At 67.4% G+C, this 21,259-nt stretch carries 16 protein-coding genes; 5 read left to right on the forward strand and 11 right to left on the reverse strand.

From position 1 onward, the window contains the following. Positions 1–175: 175 nt before the first annotated feature. From GGQ89_RS10840 to GGQ89_RS10855, 4 genes are all read left to right on the forward strand, one after another. On the forward strand, positions 176–3,370 hold the full coding sequence (locus tag GGQ89_RS10840) for a glycoside hydrolase family 2 TIM barrel-domain containing protein (RefSeq protein ID WP_184105781.1): 3,195 nt from the start codon (positions 176–178) through the stop codon (positions 3,368–3,370). A 56-nt stretch (positions 3,371–3,426) separates the two neighbouring features. After that, positions 3,427–4,992, forward strand: a complete 1,566-nt coding sequence (locus tag GGQ89_RS10845) for an alpha-N-arabinofuranosidase (protein ID WP_184105782.1) — start codon at positions 3,427–3,429, stop codon at positions 4,990–4,992. Further along, the gene (locus tag GGQ89_RS10850; RefSeq protein WP_184105783.1) at positions 4,992–6,341 is read left to right on the forward strand and encodes a family 43 glycosylhydrolase; all 1,350 of its coding nucleotides are present in this window, start codon (positions 4,992–4,994) and stop codon (positions 6,339–6,341) included. Before GGQ89_RS10845 ends, GGQ89_RS10850 begins: the two co-directional genes overlap by 1 nt. Before the next feature lie 356 nt (positions 6,342–6,697). Further along, positions 6,698–7,675: an alpha/beta fold hydrolase gene (locus GGQ89_RS10855; protein WP_184105784.1), complete on the forward strand. Its 978-nt coding sequence runs from the start codon at positions 6,698–6,700 to the stop codon at positions 7,673–7,675. Here the strand turns inward: GGQ89_RS10855 and GGQ89_RS10860 are convergent. The 6 genes from GGQ89_RS10860 to GGQ89_RS10885 all read right to left on the reverse strand — a co-directional run bounded on the left by GGQ89_RS10860 (position 7,638) and on the right by GGQ89_RS10885 (position 13,591). Then, on the reverse strand, positions 7,638–8,312 hold the full coding sequence (locus tag GGQ89_RS10860; protein WP_184105785.1) for a GIN domain-containing protein: 675 nt from the start codon (positions 8,310–8,312) through the stop codon (positions 7,638–7,640). The genes GGQ89_RS10855 and GGQ89_RS10860 overlap by 38 nt on opposite strands. Before the next feature lie 47 nt (positions 8,313–8,359). Then, entirely contained in the window at positions 8,360–9,109 is a 750-nt protein-coding gene (locus GGQ89_RS10865; RefSeq protein WP_184105786.1) for a head GIN domain-containing protein, read from the reverse strand. A gap of 118 nt (positions 9,110–9,227) precedes the next feature. Further along, on the reverse strand, positions 9,228–9,761 hold the full coding sequence (locus tag GGQ89_RS10870) for a CarD family transcriptional regulator (RefSeq protein WP_042486954.1): 534 nt from the start codon (positions 9,759–9,761) through the stop codon (positions 9,228–9,230). A 389-nt stretch (positions 9,762–10,150) separates the two neighbouring features. Further along, positions 10,151–10,492 carry a ferredoxin FdxA gene (fdxA, locus tag GGQ89_RS10875; RefSeq protein WP_042486955.1) on the reverse strand — a complete coding sequence of 114 codons (342 nt, stop codon included), beginning with the start codon at positions 10,490–10,492 and terminating at the stop codon, positions 10,151–10,153. A gap of 29 nt (positions 10,493–10,521) precedes the next feature. After that, the gene (locus GGQ89_RS10880; protein ID WP_056438888.1) at positions 10,522–10,878 is read right to left on the reverse strand and encodes a S4 domain-containing protein; all 357 of its coding nucleotides are present in this window, start codon (positions 10,876–10,878) and stop codon (positions 10,522–10,524) included. Positions 10,879–11,098: 220 nt separating this feature from the next. Then, positions 11,099–13,591, reverse strand: coding sequence for a helicase-related protein (locus tag GGQ89_RS10885; protein WP_184105787.1), 2,493 nt, complete (start codon positions 13,589–13,591; stop codon positions 11,099–11,101). A 221-nt stretch (positions 13,592–13,812) separates the two neighbouring features. Here GGQ89_RS10885 and GGQ89_RS10890 point away from each other — a divergent pair, with 221 nt between their 5' ends. Then, positions 13,813–15,282 (forward strand): M23 family metallopeptidase, encoded by a 1,470-nt coding sequence (locus GGQ89_RS10890; protein ID WP_184105788.1) that lies wholly within the window; start codon positions 13,813–13,815, stop codon positions 15,280–15,282. A gap of 125 nt (positions 15,283–15,407) precedes the next feature. Here GGQ89_RS10890 and GGQ89_RS10895 read toward each other — a convergent pair whose 3' ends face one another. The 5 genes from GGQ89_RS10895 to GGQ89_RS10915 form a co-directional block, all read right to left on the reverse strand. Then, positions 15,408–17,045, reverse strand: coding sequence for an ATP-binding protein (locus GGQ89_RS10895; protein WP_056438897.1), 1,638 nt, complete (start codon positions 17,043–17,045; stop codon positions 15,408–15,410). Between the two features lie 67 nt (positions 17,046–17,112). Beyond that, the gene (locus GGQ89_RS10900; RefSeq protein WP_221238927.1) at positions 17,113–17,832 is read right to left on the reverse strand and encodes a TIGR02186 family protein; all 720 of its coding nucleotides are present in this window, start codon (positions 17,830–17,832) and stop codon (positions 17,113–17,115) included. A 41-nt stretch (positions 17,833–17,873) separates the two neighbouring features. Further along, positions 17,874–18,788: a TSUP family transporter gene (locus GGQ89_RS10905; protein WP_184105790.1), complete on the reverse strand. Its 915-nt coding sequence runs from the start codon at positions 18,786–18,788 to the stop codon at positions 17,874–17,876. Positions 18,789–18,833: 45 nt separating this feature from the next. Next, positions 18,834–19,811: a hypothetical protein gene (locus GGQ89_RS10910; protein ID WP_240456426.1), complete on the reverse strand. Its 978-nt coding sequence runs from the start codon at positions 19,809–19,811 to the stop codon at positions 18,834–18,836. After that, positions 19,808–21,187, reverse strand: coding sequence for a glycosyl transferase family protein (locus GGQ89_RS10915; protein ID WP_184105791.1), 1,380 nt, complete (start codon positions 21,185–21,187; stop codon positions 19,808–19,810). Before GGQ89_RS10915 ends, GGQ89_RS10910 begins: the two co-directional genes overlap by 4 nt. Positions 21,188–21,259 lie beyond the last annotated feature (72 nt).

Below are 21,259 nucleotides of genomic sequence, written 5' to 3' on the forward strand. Positions count from 1 at the left end.
AACGTCAGACTATAGCCGGAGGCGCGGCGGGTCCGTCAACCTGCGTCGGATCAGGGATGCGCGGGCGGTCCCGAGGTCCTTTTTCCTTGTCGAGATGACAAAGCCGTCATAAAAATCAGACAAATATAGGCGCGATCCGGTCAGGGAATCGCGGGAAGTGACAAAGGGGAGTGGTATGAAGTGGCGTTTGGCGGCCGGTGTGGCCGTGGTGGCTCTGGCGAGCCCGGCTTTTGCACAAAACGGCCCACAGGTCGCCGCCGTCCAGGTCGACCCCAGCCGCCCCGATTGGGAAAATCCCGCCGTCAACGCGCGGGGAACCCGCCCCGCCAGCGCCACCGCCTTTCCCTATGAAAGCCGCGACCTGGCACTGGCGGGCGACCGGACCCGATCCAGCCGCTTCATGAGCCTCGACGGCGACTGGTCCTTCGCCTTCTCCCCCTCTGTCGACGGCGCACCCAAGGGGTTCGAGCGGCCCGGTTACGACGTGTCCAAGTGGAAGACGATAAAGGTCCCCGCGATGTGGCAGGCCGAAGGATATGGTCAGCCCAAATACAACAACATCACCTATCCCTTCCCGGCCAACCGGCCCCTGGTGCCGCATGACGATAACGAGACGGGATCGTACCGCCGCGACTTCATCCTGCCGGACGGCTGGCGCGGGCAGGATGTGATCCTTCAGATCGGCGCGGCGGGATCGGCCTATCAGCTATGGATCAACGGGCAGGACGCCGGATATTCCGAGGACTCCAAGCTCCCCACCGAATATGACGTCACCCGGTTCCTGAAGCCCGGCCGCAATGTCGTGGCGATCCGCGTCCATCGCTGGTCGGACGGCAGCTATCTGGAGGATCAGGATTTCTGGCGCGTCTCGGGGATCGAGCGGTCGGTATATCTGCGGGCGGTGCCGAAAGCGCGGATCGACGATCTGTTCGTCCATGCCGGGCTCGACAAGAATTACCGCGACGGCACCCTGTCGACCGAGTTGACGCTGCCCGCGCTGCCCCAGGCGATGACCGCGCGCATGACGCTGCTCGACGGCGAGCGGGCGGTGGTGACGCGAGAGGTAGCACTGGCCCAGGGCGCCACCTCGGCCAAGCTGGATGCCGCCGTGCCCGGCGTGCGGAGCTGGTCGGCGGAGACGCCCCATCTCTACACGCTGCTGGTCGAACTGGTCGATGCGAACGGCCAGGTCGTTCAGGCCACGCCGCAGCGGATCGGCTTCCGCACCGTCGAGATCAAGGACGGGCAGGTCATGGTCAATGGCCGCCGCATCGTGATCCGCGGCGTCAACCGCCACGAGCATGACCCCGAGACCTTCCACGTCATCTCCGAAGCGTCGATGCGCCGCGACCTGGAGCTGATGAAGCGCAACAATTTCAACGCCATCCGCACCTCGCACTACCCCAACGACCCGCGTTTCCTGGCGCTGGCGGACGAGTATGGCTTCTACCTGATGGACGAGGCCAATATCGAGAGCCACGCCTATATGGAGCAGGGCAATCGCCACGGCGATCAGCGCAGCAAATATCAGATCGGCTTCGACCCCGCCTGGGAGGGCGCGCATGTCTCCCGCGTGATGAACATGGTCGAGCGGGACAAGAACCACCCCTCGATCATCTTCTGGTCGCTGGGCAATGAGGCAGGCATCGGCCCCAATTTCGAGAAGGCGGCGGCGGCGATCCGGCGGCGCGATCCGGCACGGCTGATCTCCTATCTCGGCTGGGGGACGCTCGACTGGAGCCATCAGCCGAACAACTATGTCGATATCTATGCGCCCATGTATGACGACATCGAAAAGATGGTCGACTGGGCCGAGGACCCGACCCGTACCCAGCCGATGATCCAGTGCGAATATGCCCATATGCAGGGCAATTCGGGTGGCAATTTCAAGGATTACTGGGACACCATCTACGCGCACCGCAAGCTGCAGGGCGGCTTCATCTGGGATTGGGTCGACCAGTCCATGTATCGCTATACCAAGGACGGGCGGCGTTACTGGGGTGACGGCGGCGAGTACGGCCCCAATCCGGGCGGCGATATCGAGTTCGGCGACGGGCTGAACCAGCCCGACCGGACGCCCAATCCGCAGCTGTACGAGGTGCAGAAGGTCCAGTCGCCGATCCGCTTCGACAGCTATGATGCGAAGACCGGACGGCTGACTGTACACAACCGTCATGACTTTATCGATCTGTCGGGTTTCACCTTCGACTGGGTGGTCGAGAAGAACGGCGTCGCGGTGGCGAGCGGCCAGCTCCCCGCGCTGACGACAGCGGCCGGGCAGGTGCAGACGGTGGCGCTCGCCCCCAAATTCGCGCGCGAGGCCGGAGCGGAATATGTCCTGACCGTCCGCGCCCATGCCAAGGACGGCACGATCCGCGCGGTTCCGGCCAATTACGTGGTCGGCTGGGAACAGTTCGCGCTCACCGACGCCCCCGCCATGCCGGTGGCGGCCAGAGGGCAGGTCGCGGTCGCCGATAATGCCGACAGCGTCACCCTGTCGGCGAACGGCGCGGAGTTGGTCATCGACCGCAAGACCGGACTCGTAACGCGCTATGCGGCAGGTGGCCGCATACTGGCCAAGGGCGGCCAGCCCAATTTCGTTCGCGCCGAAACCGACAACGACACCGCCAACGGGACCGTCGCCCAGCAGTCGCCCTGGTTCACGATGAACGGCCGCTATCAGGTGCGGAGTGTATCGATCGGTCCCGACCGGAGCGTGGCCGTCGATCACGAGATGGGGGCGGGCGCGGCCCGTTTCGTCACCCGCTACAAGATGGCAGGCGACGGCGCGGTCGATGTCGACGGGCAGTTCGTACCGCTGAAGGCCGACCTGCCGCCGCCCGTCCGTATCGGCCTGTGGTACACCATGCCCACCACCATGAAGACGGTCGAATGGTATGGCCGGGGCCCACATGAAAGCTATGTCGATCGCAAGAGTTCGGCGGCGATCGGGCTGTGGCGAGGGAGCATCGCCGAGCAGAATCACGATTACATGCGGCCGCAGGATACCGGCAACAAGGTCGATGTCCGCTGGATGGAGCTTTCGGGCGAGGGGGCGGGTATGCGTGTTCGTGCATCCAAGCCGCTGATGATGCAGGCGCTCGCCTTCCCCTATGGCGACCTCTACCGCCGCGAGCCGGGGACGTGGAAGTCGACCGATATCGTGCCGCATGGCGAGACGACGCTGATCGTCGACGCCGCGCAATGGGGTGTCGGCGGCGACACGACCTGGAGCCATGTCGGCCAGCCGCATCAGCAATATCGCACCGTCCTCGCGCCGACGCGCGTCGCCTTCCGCCTGGAGCCCTTCAGCGGCGATGGCACCACCCCCGACAAAGCGAAGCCCGCCCGCGCGACAGAGGTGCAATAGGGCTGTTCTTTACTCGGACAATAAGCCATCATGCCGCATCAGGCAGAGGAGAATCCATGAAAAGGGCAACGAAATTCCTGTTCGCGGCGGCGGTCGCCACGCTGTTCGCGGGCACCGCAACGGCACAAACCGTGCCCGCCGGTACCGCCGACACGGTCGAAGTGCATGCCGACCGTCCGGGGCCGGTCTATAACCGCCGCCTGTTCGGCCAGTTCGCCGAGCATCTGGGCACCGGCATCTATGGCGGTATCTGGGTCGGCAAGGGCAGCAAGATTCCCAACGTCAACGGCTATCGCCGCGACGTGCTCGACGCGCTGAAGGCGATCCGAGTGCCGGTGATCCGCTGGCCGGGCGGCTGCTATGCGGACGAATATCACTGGCGCGAAGGTGTCGGCCCGCAGGCCAAGCGCCTGACCAAGGTCAACACCAACTGGGGCGGCGTGACCGAGGACAACAGCTTCGGCACGCATGAATTCATGAATTACAGCGAGATGGTCGGCGCCGAGGCCTATGTCTCGGGCAATGTCGGCTCGGCCTCGCCGTCTGAAATGGCCGAGTGGGTCGAATATATGACCTTCCCGTCCAAATCGACCTATGCCGAGGAGCGCCGCAAGAACGGCCGCGACCGCCCATGGAAGCTGGCCATGTTCGGCATCGGCAACGAGCTGTGGGGTTGCGGCGGCAATATGCGTCCCGAATATGCCGCCGACGTGACGCGCCGCTATTCGACCTTCCTGAAGGTCCCGGCGGGCGAAAAGCTTCAGAAGATCGCCAGCGGCGCCAACAGCGACGACTATAACTGGACCGAAGTGATGATGCGCGACGCGGGCGGCGCGTTCGACGGCATCGGCGTCCATTACTATACGATTCCGGGCAATTGGGACAAGAAGGGCGCGGCCACCGGCTTTGACGAGGAAAGCTGGGCGCGCACCCTGTCCAAGACGCTGAAGATGGAAGAGCTGCTCACCCGTCACTCGGCGATCATGGACAAGTACGATCCGAACAAGCGGGTCGCGCTGCTCGTCGACGAATGGGGCACCTGGTATGATGTCGAACCCGGCACCAATCCGGGCTTCCTGTACCAGCAGAACTCGCTTCGCGACGCGATGGTGACGAGCCTGAACCTCGACATCTTCGCCCGTCACGCCGACCGCGTGCGGGGCGCCAACATCGCCCAGATGATCAACGTCCTCCAGGCGATGATCCTGACCGACGGCGCGCGCATGGTGAAGACGCCCACCTATTGGGTGTTCGACATGTACAAGGACTATCAGGACGCGACCGTCTTGCCGGTCGATGTCCAGTCGCGCTGGTACAACAAGAACCAGTGGGTGATGAAGGCGGTCAGCGCCTCGGCCGTTCGCGACAAGGCGGGCGTGGTCCATGTCGGCCTGACCAATGTCGATCCCAACCAGCCCGCGACCGTCTCGGTCAAGCTGGACGGCGTGACCGCGGCGCAGGTGTCGGGCCGGGTTCTGACCGGCGCGACGATGGACGCGCACAACAGCTTCGACGCGCCGAACCAGGTCGCGCCGCAGCCGTTCAATGGCGCGACGCTGTCGGGCGGCATGCTGACCGTGCAGGTGCCGGCCAAGTCGGTCGTCATGCTGGACCTGCGCTGATGAAGGCCCGCGCCGGAGCGCTGCTCGCCGCCGTCCTTCTTACCGGGGCGGCGGGGTCCGCTGTGCCCCGGCGCGATGTTCCATGGAATAGTCCGGGGGCGGGTAATCCGCTGCTCCCCGGCTATTTCGCCGACCCCTCCATCGTTCGCGATGGGGGGCGTTGGTATATATTCGCCACGATCGATCCGTGGGGCGATGATCGTCTGGGGCTATGGACCTCGGACAATGGCCGCGACTGGCGCTTCTCGCAGCCGAACTGGCCGACCAAGCAGGCCGCGACCAGCCCGACCTCGGGCGATGCCAAGGTCTGGGCCCCCTCGGTGGTCAAGGCGCCGAACGGCCGCTGGTATATGTATGTCTCGGTCGGCAGCGAGGTGTGGGTCGGCTCCGCCCCATCCCCGGCGGGGCCATGGGCCGATGCCAATGGCGGCAAGCCGCTGATCGCGCGCGACTTCGCGCCCCAATATCACATGATCGACGCCGAGGCGTTCGTCGATGATGACGGCCAGGCCTATCTCTATTGGGGATCGGGCTTGAACTGGGTCAACGGGCATTGCTTCGTCGTGAAGCTGAAGCCCGACATGGTTCACTTCGACGGCGCGCCGAAGGACGTGACCCCGGCGAATTACTTCGAAGGCCCCTTCATGGTGAAGGAGAAGGGGCGTTACCTGCTGACCTATAGCGACGGCAACACCACCAAGGACACGTACAAGGTCCGTTATGCGGTCGGCAAATCGCCGATGGGCCCGTTCACCGAAGCGGCGAACAGCCCGCTGCTGGAAACCGATGCCGCACGGCAGATCATCAGCCCCGGCCATCACGCGATCTTCGCCGACAAGGGCAAGTCGTACATCCTCTATCACCGTCAGGCGCTGCCCTTCGTGATGGGTGGCGAGCGCGTGCTGCGGCAGGTGTCGGTCGACCCGCTGACCGTGCGGGCGGACGGCACGTTCGAGAAGGTTCGGCCCAGCCATGATCCGGTGATCCCGGCCTTTGCGGCAAAGCGCGATCGCGGGCTGCGCTGGACGGGCAAGGGCGTGGACGCGCTGGCGGCGGACGACAATTACGCGACCGCGTGGCGGCCCGAAGCCGGGCAGGCGCCGGTGCTGACCGCCGATCTGGGCGGATTGCGGGACATACGCGAAAGCCGGGTCCGCCCAGCCTTTGCGATTCAGCCGCAGGATCTGCGGATCGAGGCTTCGCCGGACGGCAAAAGCTGGCGCGACGTGGCGGCCGAGACAGGCGTCAGCGGCTCACCGATCACGCTGCGCCATCCGGGCAAGGCCCGCTTCCTGCGCATGACGGTGACGGCGAAGGAACCCGCGATCCTGGAGTGGTCGATCTTCTGATCTTGAGCCCCTCCCGCAGGCGAGTTTCAGGTCGGTCATGCCCCCGGTATGACCTAAACGATGCGGGGCATCGTTTACCTGACACTGGGTTTGGGGAGGGGAGGGCCGCGAGCGATGGTCTCGGTGAGACTCTTTTCCCTCCCCCATCCCCTCCCGCCTGCGGGAGGGGCGTGCCTGTAGCGAGCGGCATGTTTCCCCTCCACCGTTCAGCCTGAGCGAAGTCGAAGGCCAAGGGCAGACCTTTCCTCAAACCCCATGGCAGCAACTGTAACAAAGGGCGTGGTAGGACGGATCACATATGGGATAGGCTCCGGCCGCCGATCCTCTGGTGTTCATGAGTGAGGCAAGGAACGGTAATGGCGATCCCCGCATCGAACCCGATGGGAAGCCCCCTCGCGCCCTTCCTGTCATACTGGACGGCCCCCGATGGCTGGGTCCATCGCCGCTATGACCGCCCGCACGAACCGGGCACCGCGCGGCGGGGCAGGTTGCTGTTCCAGACCGGCCGTGCCGACATGATCGAGAAATATGGCGATGCGATCGATCATTTCCGCGCACAGGGCTGGGACGTCACCGCCTTCGACTGGCGCGGGCAGGGCGGGTCGGGGCGGCTGACGGGTGACGGGACCGGGCATATCGACCGGCTCGACCGGCTGGGCGAGGATCTGGCCGCCTTTTATGCCGGGTGGGTAAGACCGGGCGAGGGGCCGCATGTCGTGCTGGGCCATTCGATGGGCGGGTTCGCCACCCTGTCGGCGCTGGCGGGGGGCGGGATAGCGCCCGATGCGGTGGTGCTGGTCGCACCGATGCTGGCGCTGCGCTCGCCGGTCGGCCAATGGGCAGGTGCACGCTTTGCCCGCTGGCAGGTCGGGCGCGGCGATCCGCTACGCCCCGCCTGGAGACGGCTGGAGACGCCCGCCGCCGCCATCGCGCGGCAGAAAAGGCTGACCCATGACCTGACCCGCTTTGCCGACCAGCAGGCTTTTCGACAGGCGCAGCCCGAGCTGTGTCTGGGATCGCCCAGCTGGCATTGGGTGGCGGAGGCCTTTCGCGCCACGGCGGCATTGCGCGACGATCCGGCGCTGGCACGGATCGCAACGCCGGTGCTGATGCTGGTCGCGCTCGCCGATCAGCTGGTCGATGCAGGCGCGGCGGCGCGGGTGGCGCAGCGTCTGCCGCAGGGCGAGCTGGTCGCTTTCGGTCGCGGCTGTGCGCATGAAATCCTGCGCGAGGCCGATCCGGTCCGCGCCAACGCCTTTGCCGCCATCGCCGCGTTTCTCGACCGGCGTGCGCCGGTTACTTCGCCCCGCAGCGAACCGGACCACCGCCCGTAATCCGGCATTTGGGCGTGCCCGCCACCGCCACCTTGCCCAGCCCGCCATTGGCGACCGCCGCCGTATAGCGCGCCCGTGCGGCAATCTCGCCGGGGCCGTCGAGCGTGACGGTCAGGTCGCCCGCCTCCAGCGTATCGGCCGCAATGCTCGCAGGCCCATTGGCCGCCAGCCGCGCCTTGCCGACCCGGCCGCCCTCGATGGTCAGCCTGGCGGGGCCGAACAGCATCGCGGTCAGCTGATCGCCATCTGCCCGACCGATCCGCGCCTCGCCCGTGCCCGTGACCGACAGGGTAAGCGCGTTGCCCTTCATCGCCTGCACCGTCACCTGCGCGCCGCCGATGACGGTGACACCGGAGAGCGGCGGCGCGGCGAGGGCCAGCGTCACCGGCGCGTCGCCCCCGCCCGAGCGTCGCACGACCAGCGTGCTGCCCATCACCTGCGCCTCGACCTGCCGCAGCGCCGCGCCGTCACCGGACAGGGTGCCGCGCGGCGAGGGGGCGGTGGTCATGGTGACGCGGAACGGCCCCTCAACCCGCAACTTGTCGAAGCTGCTCAGATCGACGCGCCGTTCGGCGGCAAAAGCAGGCGCCGCAATGAGCGTGGAAAACAGAATAGCGGAAGCGGCGCGGATCGACATCGGCGTCATCCTCGCACCGCCCCGTCGGCGTCGCAAGCAGGTCCCCGTTACAGCGTCCGTCCGCAACGCGCCGTGCCCGAGCCGCCCTTGTTCACGGTGCAGACCGAGTTCGGCCCCAGATCGACATCACCCGATCCGCCCAGCGACACCTTGGCCGGGCCGTCGACCTGAACCGCGACGCGGCCCGATCCGGCGATCCCGACCTCGGCGCGTTTGGTATGGAGGCCACTCCCCAGCACATTGCCCGACCCGGCGATCCCGATCTTCAGCGCGTCGACCGTGCCGCTGGCATTCACCGAGCCGGAGCCCGCCACGCCCAAATCGGCCTGTCGAACCCGCATGGCGCCGATCGTCAGGTCGCCCGATCCGGCGATCCCGCCCTTGAAGCTGTCGCCCTCCACCCGGTCGATGCGCATCTGCCCCGATCCCGCGACACCCGCCCCGGTCAGGCGGGGCAGCGTCACCAGGATGCGGACGTTGCGGCGATTGCCCCAGTGCACGCCCTTCTTCATGCCGATCCGCAGCGTGTCGCCATCGCGTGCGATCCGCAACTGGTCGAGGTCGGCCGCCGCCCCTTGCGCGCGTACCGAGAAATCGCCGCCGACCCGGATATCGACCGGATCGCTGCCGTCGCTGGACACGGTGGTAAAGCCCCGCACCGCATAGCTGCGCGTGTCGCCGGATCCTTGCGCGGGGACTTCCTGTCCCTTGGTGTCGCCCTCGAACGAGCAGGCGGCGGTGGGGATGGCCAGTACCATCAGGCCGAGAAGCGTGGAAAGCGTGACGGACTTGGGCATGAGCGACCTCCTGTGTATTGAATGAATAATACACATGCTCGGGTTGCCCGTGCAAATGAAAAGGGGCGGCCCCGCCTGGGACCGCCCCTTGTTCGTATCGGCAAAGACCGACCGCGGGTCAGGCGGCGGGCTTTTCCTTGTTGTAGATGGCGGCGGCAGCGCGCAGAATTTCCAGAATCTTTTCCTGGGCGCGCGGCTCGTCCACTTCTTCCATCGCGGCGAGTTCGCGGGCGAGGCGGCTGGTGGCCGCTTCGAAGATCTGCCGCTCGGAATAGCTCTGCTCGGGCTGGTCGTCGGCGCGGAACAGGTCGCGGACCACTTCGGCGATCGACACCAGGTCGCCCGAGTTGATCTTCGCTTCATATTCCTGGGCACGGCGCGACCACATGGTCCGCTTGACCTTGGGCTTGCCCTTCAGCGTTTCCATCGCCTCGCGCATGGTCTTGTCCGAGGACAGCTTGCGCATGCCGACCGACTCGGCCTTGTTGGTGGGAACGCGGAGCGTCATGCGCTCCTTTTCGAACCGCAGCACATAGAGTTCGAGCTGCATCCCTGCGATTTCCTGCTTTTGCAGCTCGATAACGCGGCCCACGCCATGTTTGGGATACACGACATAGTCACCGACGTCGAAGTGGAGCGCCTTGGCAGCCATTGGGGGCCTTTCCGGATCAGGGCCTTCGCACGAGCGCCGAACAAGCGGAAATGGGTCCACTGATCAAGTCGGCCTCGGGAAGGAAGGGTCGAACACATCAAAGGCGGGCGGTCGCGAAAACAGCTATGCCCGTCGCGGAACCATATAGCATGGTCGCAAGAAAATTACCAGCATATGTGCAGGGTAGCGGAACCATCCGGTGCGGGCGGCCTACGCATCCCCATTCCATCTTTACTCCCCTGTAAGGGGAGGGGGACCATGCGCAGCATGGTGGAGGGGTGTCCCGCCATCGAAAGGGGGTACATCCCTCCGTCAGGCCTTCGGCCTGCCACCTCCCCTGAAAGGGGAGGAACGATCGGGATCAGTCGCCCTTGCCGGGCGCGTCCCGGTTAGTCGCCCTTGCCGGGCTCCGGGCTGAAGAACTGGTCATACTTGTTCTCGACGCCCTTCATCGCATCCGCATCTGGCGGCGTCTGGTCGAGCTTGCGGGTGACGTTGGGCCACTGGGCGGAGAAGGTGTTGTTCAGCTCCAGCCACTGTTCCAGCCCGCTCTCGGTATCGGGCAGGATCGCCTCGGCCGGGCATTCCGGCTCGCACACGCCGCAATCGATGCACTCCGACGGGTTGATGACGAGCATGTTCTCGCCCTCATAGAAGCAGTCGACGGGACACACCTCGACACAGTCCATATACTTGCAGCGAATGCAGGCATCGGTGACGACGTAGGTCATGACAACTCCCAAGGTACGAACGCGTGCTGCTATGCCGCGTGCGGCGATCCGTCAACGCTTGAAACCGTATCAGGGCCCGAAACCATATTGGGGCTAGAGACCGGCGAGGTGACCAGATCGCAGTAACAGGCGCGCCCCTCGGCGGGCGGTCCGCGCCGGACGGGCAGCGATTCCACCCGCAGCACGCGCACCTGGCCATGATGCGCAAAGGTCAGGATGCTGCCGATCCGCACCGGCGCATGGGCCCGGTCGATCGCGCGGCCGTCCATGCGGAAATGCCCATCGCACGCCATCGCCTGCGCCGTCTCCCGCGACTTGGCGATCCGCGCCCACCAGAGGAAACGGTCGAGCCGCATCGACTCGAGGGCAGGGGCGCGGGTGCTCATGGGGTGGGGCGGTCCTTTCTGTGGGGAAGTGAAGACATGCGGTATCTCATTCCTCCCCAAGCTATGCTTGGGGAGGGGGACCATCCGCAGGATGGTGGAGGGGCAGGGGCTTGGCGATGACCTTCGCGGCCTGGCGCGAGCCGCAGGACATTGCCCCTCCACCACCGCTTCGCGGTGGTCCCCCTCCCCATCAAAGATGGGGAGGAACGGAGGCGTGTCGTCACGGCGTACGCCCCCAGTCGGCGAGCGCGGCGAAGGCGTTGCCCGGGCTGGCGGTGACACGCGGGGCCGGGCGGGCGGGGGGACGGCCGCGCCAGATCCAGCGGGCGGGTTCATTCTCCCCGCCCCGTATCTTGCGGAACCCCAGATCGCCCATCAGCCGGTCGAGCGTTGCCGCCTCCAGCCCGATCGAGGTCGCCAGCGAGGCGTCGGGGGTGAAGGGTCCACGCCCCTCGCGCGCGTCATGGGCGGCGCGGGCGATACGCTCGACCAAGTCGATCCGCACCGCCTGTTCGCCGAGCGGTCGATAGCCCGAGGCGACGCCGCGCCCCGGCTCGTCGCGGCGCAGGATGGTGGCACCCGGCCGGGCGAGGTCGGGCGTCTGGCCCCACAGCGTCATCAGCGTACGCCGCCACGTCGCGGCACCGGGCTTGAGCAATCGCGGATCGAACACGTCAAGCGTGCCGATGGTGATCCCCATGCCGCGCAGCCGCCGCCGCTCGTCGGGCGACAGCGCATCGATCATCAGGCGCAGCGGCTGGCGCGGCGCGATCCCGCCCGCATCCTCCAGCGCGGCGGCGACGGCGCGGATCGCGGGCGACGCCTTGGCCTCGCGCGCCAGCCCCGCCAGCCGGACGAGCGCGGGCAGTTGCCGGTCGAGCGACCGCGTCAGCCAGGCGTCCAGCCGGGCCTTCACCTGCTCGCGCTGCAACGGGGCCAGGCAATCGAGATCGCGTTCCAGCCGCAGCACCGGCCGCCCCAGCGACGGCCCCGCTATCAGCCGCGCCACGCCATGTCCGTCCCAGACCAGCCGGTCCTCGGCAAGGGTGATTGCGTCATGCTCGGCGGCAATCAGCGTCTCGGCGCGGCGCGACCGCTCGGTGCCCAGCCGCTTTTCCGCCGCCGCCAGCAACAGGCGCTTGTCGTTCGCCCGTGCCCCCGCCTCGACGGTGAAGCGGAATCCCTCCAGCCGACCGATCGGGTGATCCTCGACCAGCACCTCGCCCTCCGGCCCGATGGTAACGGGCAACGCGCCCGCATCGGCGCCGATGCGGCGGATCAGCGCGGTGGTGCGCTTGTCGACGAAACGCTGGGTCAGGCTGGCATGGAGGCCGTCCGACAGTCGCTCCTCGATCTCGCGCGTGCGCTCGGCCCAGTGTCTGGGATCGGCCAGCCAGTCGGCGCGCTGGGCGATATAGGCCCAGCTGCGGATCGCCGAGAGGCGGCCCGCCAGCGTCTCGACATCGCCCGCCATATTGTCGAGCCGCGCAATCTCGTCGGCGAACCACTGGTGCGGGACATGACCCAGCCCTTCGGATAAATGGCCGAACACGCGCGAGACGAAGCGGGCATGGGGATCGATGCCCACCTTGCGGAAATCGGGAATGCCGCACGCCGCCCACAGCCGTGCGACCATGGCGGGCCGCCGCACCCGGTCGCGGACCCAGGGTTCGTCGGCCAGTCGCTTGAGCACCTGAAGATCGGTCGCGAGCGGGGCTGCGCGCAGCACGCCGGGGGCGGGCTTGCGCTCCAGGCTGGCGATCAGTGCGTCGATGCTCGACAGGTCGGGATCGCCCTCCCGCCAATAGAGATGGTCGAGCCGGGGGAAGCGATGCTCCTCGATCGCCAGCACCTCTTCCGGCAGGAACGAGTCCGGTCCCTCCTCGGCCAGCGCCCCGAAGCTGCCGTCGCGGTGATGCCGCCCGGCGCGTCCCGCGATCTGCGCCATCTCGGCCACGGTCAGGCGGCGGCGGCGGCGACCGTCGAACTTGTGCAGCCCGGCAAAGGCGACATGCGCGACATCCATGTTCAGACCCATGCCGATCGCATCGGTGGCGACGAGATAATCGACCTCGCCCGCCTGGAACATCTCGACCTGCGCGTTGCGGGTGCGCGGGGACAGTGCGCCCATCACCACGGCGGCGCCGCCACGCAAACGGCGCAGCATCTCGGCCACCGCATAGACCTCCTCGGCCGAGAAAGCGACGATGGCGGAGCGTTTGGGCAGGCGGCTGATCTTCCTGGCGCCCGCATAGGTGAGCGTCGAGAAGCGGGGACGGGCGATGATCTCGGCATCCGGCACCAGCGCGCGGATCATGGGCTTAAGCGCCTCGGACCCCAGGATCATCGTCTCGTCGCGACCGCGCCGGTGCAGCAACCGATCGGTAAAGACATGACCGCGCTCCAAGTCCGCGCCCAGCTGCGCCTCGTCCAGCGCCATGAAGGCGACGTCGCGGTCGGGCATGGACTCGGCGGTGCACAGGAACCAGCGCGCATCGGGCGGCACGATCTTTTCCTCGCCCGTGACCAGCGCGACTTGGCCCGGTCCCTTCAGCGCCACGACCCGGTCATAGACCTCGCGGGCGAGCAGGCGGAGGGGAAAGCCGATGATGCCGCTGCTATGCGCGCACATCCGCTCTATCGCGAGGTGCGTCTTGCCGGTGTTGGTCGGCCCGAGAACGGCCGTCACGGCGCCCGATACGCGGCTTGTCATACACCCTACATCGGGCTTCGCAGGCGCGGTTGCAACGGCATGGAGCAAGATCGTCGTGCACTGGCGGGATTCGGCCCGGTCCGGCCACGTCTTGCCGCAGCATCGGGGCGGCGGGACGCAGCAGCTTTGACTTTGCACGCTGCTGCCCACACCGCAAAGTCCTGTGCGCCGGGGGGGATCGGCGACGCTGTCGACGATTTCACGGAAACGCAAAGCTTCTCATGTTCCTTGCCACCGACGAAGCCCTGATCCTGTCCGGGGGAACCGCCACGCGCCCCATCGGCCGCGTGGCCCCGCCGCCCATGGGACGTCTCGCGCGCTGGCGCATCGCCGCTCGAGAAATCGACTGGGTGCCCGATCTGGGAACCCAGATCGGCAGCCGCGACTGGTGGCGGGGGCTGGCGACCTGTTCGGCGCTTTGTGTCGCGACCATTGCCATGGCACCGGGCTTTCACCGCCCCATCGTCGGGCAGGCCCCCGCACCCCTGACCGGCGAGGCGCGGAGCCATGAGCGGGCGCAGGCCATCGCACCGCTGGCGCTGGGCGCGGACAGTGGGCAACGGCTGGCCGCCAACGAACTCGTCATGCATCTGGCCGAAGCGCCAGAGCGCCCCATGATGGAATTGTCCGCCACCATCGGTTCGGGCGATCGTCTCGACCGCGTGCTGCAACGCGCCGGCGTGTCCCGGGACCAGGCGCGCGCCGCCGCCGCCCTGATCGAGCCGGTGACGGAGGGCGAGGCGATCCCGTCGGGCACCCGCATCGCGCTGACCCTGGGACGGCGACCGAGCCGATCGGTCGCGCGACCGCTGGAGACGATGAAGCTGCGCGCGCGCTTCGACCTGGCCGTCACGCTGACCCGCACGCCACAGGGGTTCGAGATGACGCAGGCGCCGATCGCGATCGACCGGACGCCGCTGCGCCTGCAAGGACTGGCGGGATCGAGCCTGTACCGATCGGTTCGCGCGGCGGGAGCGCCCGCCAAGGTGGTCGAGGCCTATATCAAGGCACTGGCGTCGCGCATGTCGGTCGGCCGCGACGTGAAGCGTTCGGACAGTTTCGACCTGATCATCGAGCGCGAGCGCGCCGCGACCGGCGAGACCCGGCTCGGCAAGCTGCTGCTCGCCGGGCTCGACCATGGCGGGCGCAAGGTGCAACTGGCGCGGCTGGCCGATGACGAGGACGGCCAATGGTATGACGTGAACGGGCAGAGCGAGAAGCGCGGCGCGATGGGGATGCCGGTCGCCGGGCGCGTCACCTCGTCATACGGCAAGCGGGTCCACCCGATCCTGGGCCTGATGCGGATGCACAAGGGCACCGATATCGGTGCGCCCTATGGCACGCCGATCCATGCGATGATGGACGGGGTCGTCCAGTTCGCCGGTCGCTCGGGCGGTTACGGCAATTTCATCAAGCTGGCGCATTCGGGCGGGGTCGCCAGCGGCTATGGCCATATGAGCCGCTTCGCCGTCCGTTCGGGCGCGCATGTGAAACAGGGCCAGGTGATCGGCTATGTCGGCTCGACCGGCATGTCGACCGGCCCGCACCTGCACTGGGAAGTGTGGAAGAACGGCGCGGTGGTGAACCCGCGCACGCTGAAGCTGGCGAGCATGGCGGTGCTGTCGGGTGCCAAGCTGCGCACCTTCCGCCGCGAGGTGCAGGCCCTGCTGGCGGTCAAGCCGGGGCGCTGAACACCCCCTGCGTTCGCACTGAGCGAAGTCGAAGTGCACGTTCCGCGCTTGGCCAAGTCATCCCGTGGCCTTCGACTTCGCTCAGGCCGAACGAAGGTGGGGAGGCGGGCTGGAGCCGGAACGCGTTACTTCCCCGCCGCGCGCCAGCGGCCGACCGTCTCGGTCAGCACCCGGTTGCCCCCCGACGGGTTCGCCCAGAGCGCGGTGATCGTCATGTCGCTGGACGCCGGGCATTTGTCCTCGGCCAGATTGTCCAGGCTGGCGCGCATCGGGAAGCTGACGGCCTCGCCGCACAGGATCGCCTCGCGGTTGCGCAGCGCCGAAATGGTGTCGAGCAGCCCGCGCCCGCCCTCGGGCATCGCCGAGCGCACCATCGCCTGATCGCGTTCGTTGTTCAGCCGCATCGCGATGATGGTGCCGCATTGCGACAGCACGCCCTCGGCCAGGTCGGACGGGCGCTGGGTGACGAGGCCCAGCGAGACGCCGTATTTGCGTCCCTCCTTGGCGATGCGCGACAGGATGCGGCCGACCGCCGACGTCTGTTCGGCCTGTGCGGGGATGTAGCGATGCGCCTCCTCGCAGACCATCAGGACGGGGCGACGCTCGGCGGGATGGGTCCAGATCGCATGGTCGAAGATCATCCGCGCCAGCACCGCGACGACGCTGCTGGTCACGTCCGACGGCACGCCGGAGACGTCGATGATCGAGATCGGCCGCCCGTCCCCCGGCATCCGCAGGATGCGCGCGAGGAAGTCGGTCATCGTATCGGCGACCAGCATGCCTGAGAACATGAAGGCATAGCGGGGATCGCTCTTGATCTCCTCGATCTTGGACTTGATCCGCTGATAGGGGGCGATGTCGCCGACCCGCTCCAGCTTGCTCATCTCCTGGCCCAGCTGCGCGGTCAGGTCGGACAGGAGATAGGGGATGGGCGTGTCGACGGTGACGCGCGGCAGCTCGGCGGCGGCGCGGTTGCGCATGCGCGCGGCGAGCAGGCACTTGGCGAGGACATCGGCGTCGTGCTGGCGCTGTTCGCCGCTGGCCGAGAGCAGGATCTCGCAATGCTCGGCGAAGTTCATTAGCCAATAGGGCATGCGCAGATTGCCGACGTCATGGATGCTGCCGGTGTCGCGAAACGCCCGGGCATATTCGCCATGCGGATCGATCATGACGATATGGCCCAGCGGCGCACGCTCGCAGATGCGGTGCAGGATCATCGCCGTCGCGGTGGACTTGCCGGTCCCGGTCGACCCCAGAATGGCGAAATGCCGTCCCAGCAATGCGTCGACCGCCAGAGTCGCGGGTACGGTGCGGGCGGGGTGGACGGTGCCGATCGTCACCGTCGTCTGGGCACGGTTGAGGTGGATGCCCGCCAGCTCGTCATTGGTGATCGCATGGATCGTCGCGCCGGGCATGGGATAGGAGGTGACGCCGCGCCGAAAGCCGTACAGCGCGCCCGTCTCGGGCTGGCGCATTCCCTCGCCCATCAGGTCGATCTCGGTCGTCAGCGCGGCAGCGTCGCTGGCGGGGTCGAGCGCGAGCGAGCGGATGGTGCCGATGATCCAGCGGTCGCCGCGCTTGACCTTGACCGGCATCGCAACCTGTCCGGCAGCGGCCAGCACCGGATCGGTATCCTCCGCCAGCGCGGCCAGCGCCTGGCGGTCGAGCACGATCCGTCCCGACGACCCGGCGATGGCGAGCAGCCAGCCGATGACCGGTGTATCATGGGCGGAATGGGGGTCGGCAGACGGTAGGGAGGACATGGATACGCCGTCATTTGGAATGGGAGGATGGCGACGCTAGGTTGGAAATCTTAAGATTTCCCGATCCTTACACGCGCCGCGCGATCCAGCCTGCGGTCCAGCCGAGCAGGATCGACAGCGCCACCGCCGTCAGGCCATAGGGGATGGCCGCGCGGTCGGCGGCGCGCGCCACGAAACGCTCGAACCCCGATTTGCGGATATCGATGTCGCGCACGGCGGCGGCCAGCACGCGGCCGTCGCGGATCAGGAAGGTCTCGGCGGTGAAGCGCCCCACCGGCACGCGCGCCGGAATGGTGACGCGGGCGCGGTAGAGCACGTCGTCGGTGATCTCGACGGCGCGTGGCGCCTCGACATACAGGCCGCTGCGGCGGCGCTGGTCGACCAGCCCCTGCTGGAACCGCGCCTGGACATTGGCGGGCGCAGCGGAGGCGGGCGAGAGCTGCAGGCTGTCGAGCCCGAGTTCGTAGATGGCGCGGGTGCGATCGTCGACGATCCGCTCGATCGGCCGCGACGAGGCGATGGCGTAGAAGGACGGCGCCGACTGATAGCGCAGGCGCCCGGCATTGACCCAGAGACCGGCGATCTTCTCCTTCTCGCGGATCAGGATCGACTGGGTCGGCCCCTTGACTACCACGACGATGTCGGTCGGCCGGTCGTCGCTGGGCGGGCGGCCGCCGGGATAGAGGATCGCGCCGAACAACAGCAGTTCCGCGCCGGTGAAGCTGTAGGCGATCTGGATATCGCGCTGCGACACGTCGGGGACCAGCACGGGCTTGGCCTGCGCCATCAATAGCGGCGAGAACAGCGCCAGGATGACGGAAAGGCGTTTCACAGCAGCTGGACCGTGAAGATTTCCTCGGGCCGCCACACCAGCCCTAGGAGCATGCGCAGGCCGACCAAGAGCACGATGACGGCCAGCGCCAGGCGCAGATATTCGGGCTTCGCATTGGTGGCGAGCTTCGCGCCGACCTGTGCCCCCGTCACCGATCCGACCAGAAGCAACCCGGCCAGCACGATGTCGACCGCCTTGGTGGTCGTGGCATGGACCATCGTCGCGGCGGCGGTGACGAACAAGGTCTGGAACAGCGAGGTGCCGAGCACGACATTGGTCGCCATGCCCAGGATATAGATCATGGCGGGCACGAGGATGAACCCGCCGCCGACACCCAGCAATATGGTCAGGATGCCGGTAAAGAATCCCAGCATCAGCGGGGCGAGCGGCGAGATATACAGGCCCGAGGCATAGAAGCGGGTGCGGAAGGGCAGGGCCGCGACCAGCGGATGATGCCGCCGCCGCGCAGCCTTTTGGGGACGCCCGCGCCGCTGCGCCAGGATCGCCCCGGCCGCCTCGCGCGCCATGACCGATCCGATCCACCCCAACATCAGCACATAGACGATAGCAATGACCGTATCGATTTGCCCGCTCGCCTGGAGCAGGCGGAAGATCCAGGCACCCGCGAACGACCCGATGATGCCGCCCGCGACCAGCACGCCGCCCATCTTCACGTCTACCCCGCCGCGTCGCCAATGCGCGGATACGCCCGAGACGCTCGCCCCCGTCACCTGGCTGGCGGCCGAGGCGGCGGCGACGGTGGGCGGAATGCCGTAGACGATCAGCAGCGGCGTGGTCAGGAACCCGCCGCCGACCCCGAACATCCCCGACAACAGGCCGACACCCGCCCCCAGCGCGATGATGACGAGCGCATTGACCGACAGGTTGGCGATCGGAAGATACAGGTCCACGGCCGCGTTATAGACGCGCCCGCCTTTCCGAACAGTGTCGAAGCGTCAGAAATCGCCCGCCAGCGTCAGTGCGGGGCCGGAATCGGGAGCGGCGCGCCCCGCCACCCGCTGCCGCCAGTCGAGTGACAGGCGGACGCGGCGGTTCGCGACGGGCAGGGCGATGCCCAAGGTCGGTCCGATATCCAGCCGCTGCGCATCCCGCTGCGCCCCGCCCCATAGCGCCAGCCCCAGGTCGAGGGCGGGCGTCAGCGGCGTGCTGGCCCGAACCGCGCCGTCGGCGAAGGGCTCGATCCGCGCGCGGGCCACCGCACCGGCCTGGGCATAGCCGGTCAGGACGATGCCGGGGGCAACGGAACGGGGACCGATTCCGCCCACGACCATCGCGGCGGGGGCATCCTGTCCGGCATCGAGCGCCAGCCTTTGTTCGACCAGTAGGTGAATCGGCACATGACGAAGCGGGCGCCAGTCGACCCCGACCGCCATCTCGCGACCGATTCCCTCCGCGGGCGCGGACAGGCGCAGGCTGGCGGCCACGTCGCCCCGCGAATCGAGCCGCCGTAACAAGCGGATGCCGCCTTGCGTCCCACCCAGTTGGCCACCGGGCAGCAGCGTCTGGCCGCCTTCGCGAATGACGGCCCACAGGCTGGCGCTCCACCGTCGCGGCGGGGCGGGTGGTGTGGGCAAAGCGACACGCGGCGAAAGCGGTATGACCGACGGTGCCAATGCGATGACCGGCCTGTCCTGGATCGGCGCTTGCGCGGCCGGGATCGGGGAAGGTGGAGCGGGACCTTGAATCAAGGGTGTCGGTCGTGGTGCACGCGTAATCCCGAATCGTGCGAGCCGTATCTCGGGCTGATGCGGGACGGGACCACGAAGCAGGGTCAGGGCAGCGCGCGGTTCGGTACGCTTGACGGGCCTCACCGCTATCACGACGGCCGGGTCGGAGGGCAGGAGAAAGGCGATGCGGCCCAGCGTCCACAGCCCGACGACGCCTCCCAGGAATCGCAAGGGGCGTCCGCTCATGACTGTGGCGACAGGTCGGGGAAGTGGTGGCTTGTCTTGTCCCAGGCGGGCACGCCGCCGCGCAGCACATGGATATAACGGATCAGGGCGCGGGGGATGGCCGCCAGCGCCACGAAATTGCCGATGATGAATCGCGGCAACGACCATAAGGCCTCTCGCCAGCCATAGGCGCGGCCGGTGAACGTCATGCGCACGGCCAGCCGCCATGCCAGCAGCAGGGCGTTGACCCCGAACAGGAAACGCAGACCCGGATCGACCGGCGGCAGGGGCGTGCCGGCGATCCAGTGAATCGACACGGCCAGCGCATCGGCGGTCATGCCCAGATAGGCCGCCGCCAGCACCAGCATCGCGATCGGCCCCCGCCGATCGCGTAAGCGCCACCAATGATCCCCCATCGCCAATGCCCGCCCCCAACCGGTGCGATCCCAGCCGATCAGCGCGATACCGGTCATCCACCGGGCCTTTTGCCGGACGGCGGCCACCAGGGTCGCCGGGAAATAGGCGCGGACCGCCACCACGCCGCCCCGCGTCCCGTCCGCGACCCGCGCGAACAGTCCCTCGCCGCCCAGTTCGGCGATGCGCAGGCCCAGCTCGTAATCCTCGGTCAGGCTGGTCGCATCGAACGGATCGCCCCCGCGCGACGCGGCGATCCGGCCCAGCATGGCTGGCGACAGCGCGCAGCCGGTGCCGGCCAGCGGCATGCCCGCCCCGATCCAGGTGCGGACGACCAGCTGCTTGATGTGGCTTTCGGCGAACTCGTCGGCATAGTGGCCGGACACCAGGCGCGATCCCGGTACGACCAGCGGCAGGACCGGCAACTGCACCACCGCCCGCTCCTCGATCAGCGAGTCGAAGACCGCCAGCTCGTCCGGATGCACGACATCCTCGGCATCGTGCAGGACGATCGCCTTTGCCCGAAACCCTTCCACCGCGATGTCGTGCTGGAGTGCGTGCCAAAGCGTGTTGAGGCAATCGGCCTTGGTCGTCGGGCCATCGCGCGCGCCGATGACCAGACGGACCCGATCGTCGCGTTCGGCCATATCGGCCGCCGCCGCAATGGTGGCCGGGTCATTGGGGTAGAGCCCGACATAAATACGATAATCGGGATGCCGGAAACGCGCGAGCGCAGTGGACAGCATCGCGCCGATCACCGCGGCTTCGTCCCAGGCCGGGGTGAAGACGATCATGCGTCCCGGCTGTTCGGGTTGGGGCAGCGCATAGCTGCGGATCGGCGTGGCGGGGCCTTTTATTAGTCGTCGTACGATATAGATCAGATCGACCAGAAGATCATCCAGGCCCCCGACCAACAATCCGACGGCCGCGAACAACAACAGTTCCCGCGCGACGATTTCGATGATCGTCGAGACTTCCCCCACTCGGCTCCCCCCGTTGCCGAATCTTATTGTGCCTGTCCGAAATGAGCCGATCAATAGCGGTGTGATTGGTCG

Source organism: Sphingomonas yabuuchiae (assembly GCF_014199595.1).
GTDB classification, from domain to species: Bacteria; Pseudomonadota; Alphaproteobacteria; order Sphingomonadales; family Sphingomonadaceae; genus Sphingomonas; species Sphingomonas yabuuchiae.